Below are 3,045 nucleotides of genomic sequence, written 5' to 3' on the forward strand. Positions count from 1 at the left end.
GCCTTGTCCCTGCAACGTGTGTCCTGGAAGCGCGCATGGTGCTGGTCAGCCGCAAGGGCGAACACGCCTTGGCCGAGGTCGATCTGTGGCTTTCGAAGATCGAGGCCGACATCATTCCGGTCGATGCGGACCTGGTCGACCTGGCGACGCAGGCCTGGCTGGCCTACGGCAAAGCCCGCCATCCTGCCGGCTTGAATTTTGCTGATTGTTTCTCCTACGCCCTGGCAAAACGCGCCGACGAAGCGCTGCTCTTTATCGGCAACGACTTTTCCCAAACCGATATCGAGGCGGCGTGATGACCAGCGATCCCGATCTCGACGAGGAATCTCCTCTCCTATTCCCGCCGCCGCTCGCCCGGCCTTGCCCGCGCAGCTGCAGGCCCTTACCAATTGTGCCCCGCACTGACGTCGAGGCCGCCAGTTCCGCCAGCACCCGCGAGGCCTACGCCGCCGATTGGAAGCATTTTTTCCGCCCTGCGCCAGCGGCAGATCCTCTCTCCCCCTCCCCCGGATCCGCAGGCTGTCGGGCTCTACCATCAGCGCCTGCGCCTCGCCGGCGCAGGGACGGCCGACCGGCAGCCGAATTCCGTTGCCACGACCGCAAGGATCGGCATCTCGCGAGAGTGCTCGCCGGCATCCCCAAAATATACGGCTATTCCGATTTCAGTGTGGAAAGACCGGCAAGCTGACGGCCCTCAAGGTCGGCGAGGCACCAGTTCCCATCGGAGATGACGTCTGCTCCGAAGAGCGCATAGCCGGCGACGGTTAGCTGCCTGGCATCCTCATGGAGTTCATCGTAACCTGCTGAGTCAGCATCACAGAGATCGATGAAGCGCATCGCCTGACGCACCCAATCTGCGAGGGCCGGCGCCCGTTCGTCGGGCGCAATGCGGCTGGCATGGGTCAGCCGCCCAGCGGTTTTTTCTGCTGTCATTTCCCTGTCCTTCCACACCGAAAATCCGAACAGCCACGAAAACCTGACGAAGGCCGTCGCCGATCGCGATCCGCAGTTGGTCCTGTGCGTCGCCGCGCCCAACATCCCCGGTAGGCTGCCAATGTTACCAAAAATTCGCTGACTCAACTAGAATCCGGCCATGAGCCCCGAATATGATTCGCGCCGGATCAAAGATTTGCCCTCCATTGATAGAACGCGAGCGACAATGGAAAATCCCCGTGAAACCTCGCCCAAGGTCGAGGACGAGGCCGCAGGCGACTTGCCCGACATCCTCGATCTGGTCATGGAAATGGGTCAAGCTTCAGGCACGCCGGCGCGTCTCGAAGCCCTCGTCGAGACCGCGACGGACTACGCCAAGGCCGCCAGCTCCGAAAACACCCGCAACGCCTACGCCAAGGACTGGCGGCATTTTACCTCCTGGTGCCGTCGGGAAGGCTTCGAGCCCACGCCGCCTTCCAGCCAGGTCATCGGTCTCTATATTGGCGCTTGCGCGGCCGGCGAGCCTAAGCGCGGCATCGCCTCGCTCTCCGTCGCGACAATCGAGCGGCGCCTCTCCGGTCTGGCCTGGAATTTTACCCAGCGCGGCGTGCCGATGGACCGCTCCGATCGACACATTGCGACGGTGCTCGCCGGCATTCGCAGAAAACACGCCAAGCCGCCCCGACAAAAGGAGGCGGTGCTCGGCGACGATCTTTTGGCGATGATCGCCACGCTTGGCCATGATCTGAGAGGTCTGCGCGACCGGGCGATCCTGCTGCTCGGCTTCGCCGGCGGCTTACGACGCTCGGAGATCGTTGGTCTCGACGTCGTGCGCGACGACCACGGTGACGGCGCCGGCTGGATCGAGATTTTTGCCGACAAGGGCGTGCTGGTCACATTGCGCGGAAAAACCGGCTGGCGCGAGGTCGAGGTCGGCCGCGGCTCCAGCGACCTGTCCTGCCCCGTCGTCGCGCTCGAGACCTGGATCCGCCTCGGCCGCATCGCGCGAGGCCCCCTCTTCCGGCGCATTTTTCGCGACAATAAAACCGTCGACGTCGAGCGGCTCTCCGACAAGCACGTCGCCCGCCTGGTCAAGCAGACCGCGCTCGCCGCCGGCGTCCGCTCCGATCTTGCGGAAGGAGACCGTGAGTTGCTGTTTTCCGGGCATTCGCTGCGCGCCGGCCTTGCGTCGTCGGCCGACATCGAGGAGCGTTACGTCCAGAAGCAGCTCGGCCATGCCTCGGCCGAGATGACCCGCAAATATCAGCGGCGACGGGATCGGTTCCGCACCAACCTGACCAAGGCGTCGGGGCTCTGACATCCCGCCAAGGGCCGTGACGGGACGCAGCAAGGGCGGCTTTATTTTCGTAACGCGTTATGCTAATTGGAGGCATGGATACGCCGAAACGCCCACGTGGCCGGCCGCGTCAGCCCGACGCACCAACGCCGGCGGACCGACAGCGCGCCTATCGTGCGCGGTTGGCTGCGGCCGGCAGGGCACCGCGTGTGCAGCGTATCATCGACGGTACGTTCGATTCAAAGACACAGGTTATCGTCGAACGCGCTTTCTTCGAGGAGCAGCGCCATAATTTGCATAACGCGTTACTCAAAATTGAGCTTCTTGATGAAGACCGCGCCCGGCTCGACAGGCGAAATTCCTCCTTGGAAGGCGAGCTAAAGCGGCTTGAGCAATTGCACACCATCGCTTTGAAGGAGATCGTCCTGCTCAAGCAATCGCTGGCCATCAAGAAATAGCGCGGTTTGCAGACTGCCGATCGTCGGCGCGATCGGTTCCGGACCAACCTCACCGAGGCGTCGGCGATCAAAGCCCCCCTGCCCCGCCCAGAGCCGGGATGGCGCGGTCGCGACGGGCGGGATTTTCACTTTAATGCCTATCGCCCAGAAGTGACCTCGGTTTTGGCAGAACGACATGCATCAAAACAAAGACCTAAAGCGCGTCGCATGAATCCGTTTCGACGCAACGCGCTTTGGCTTTTCATTCTTTTGCCTTGGCGTTTCAATTGAAATCGGCAAGGAAAAGCGACACCGTTGCTTTCGCTTGGCTTATCACTATCGATAATGAGCCCTTATCGATAGTGATTGATCTCGCCG

At 62.2% G+C, this 3,045-nt stretch carries 4 protein-coding genes; 3 read left to right on the plus strand and 1 reads right to left on the minus strand.

Annotation, left to right across the window (positions count from 1 at the left end):
- The coding region (locus ACWGS9_RS34385; RefSeq protein WP_454509377.1) for a type II toxin-antitoxin system VapC family toxin at positions 1-296 on the plus strand (296 nt) is incomplete at its 5' end.
- A 355-nt stretch (positions 297-651) separates the two neighbouring features.
- Here ACWGS9_RS34385 and ACWGS9_RS34390 read toward each other — a convergent pair.
- On the minus strand, positions 652-933 hold the full coding sequence (locus ACWGS9_RS34390; protein ID WP_454509378.1) for a hypothetical protein: 282 nt from the start codon (positions 931-933) through the stop codon (positions 652-654).
- Between the two features lie 226 nt (positions 934-1,159).
- Here ACWGS9_RS34390 and ACWGS9_RS34395 point away from each other — a divergent pair, with 226 nt between their 5' ends.
- Both ACWGS9_RS34395 and ACWGS9_RS34400 read left to right on the plus strand, forming a co-directional pair.
- Complete coding sequence (locus ACWGS9_RS34395; RefSeq protein WP_454509379.1) at positions 1,160-2,251, plus strand: tyrosine-type recombinase/integrase; 1,092 nt, start codon at positions 1,160-1,162, stop codon at positions 2,249-2,251.
- A 74-nt stretch (positions 2,252-2,325) separates the two neighbouring features.
- Positions 2,326-2,688 carry a hypothetical protein gene (locus tag ACWGS9_RS34400; RefSeq protein WP_454509380.1) on the plus strand — a complete coding sequence of 121 codons (363 nt, stop codon included), beginning with the start codon at positions 2,326-2,328 and terminating at the stop codon, positions 2,686-2,688.
- The last annotated feature ends 357 nt before the right edge of the window (positions 2,689-3,045 follow it).

This window comes from Mesorhizobium sp. Arg314 (assembly GCF_053714275.1).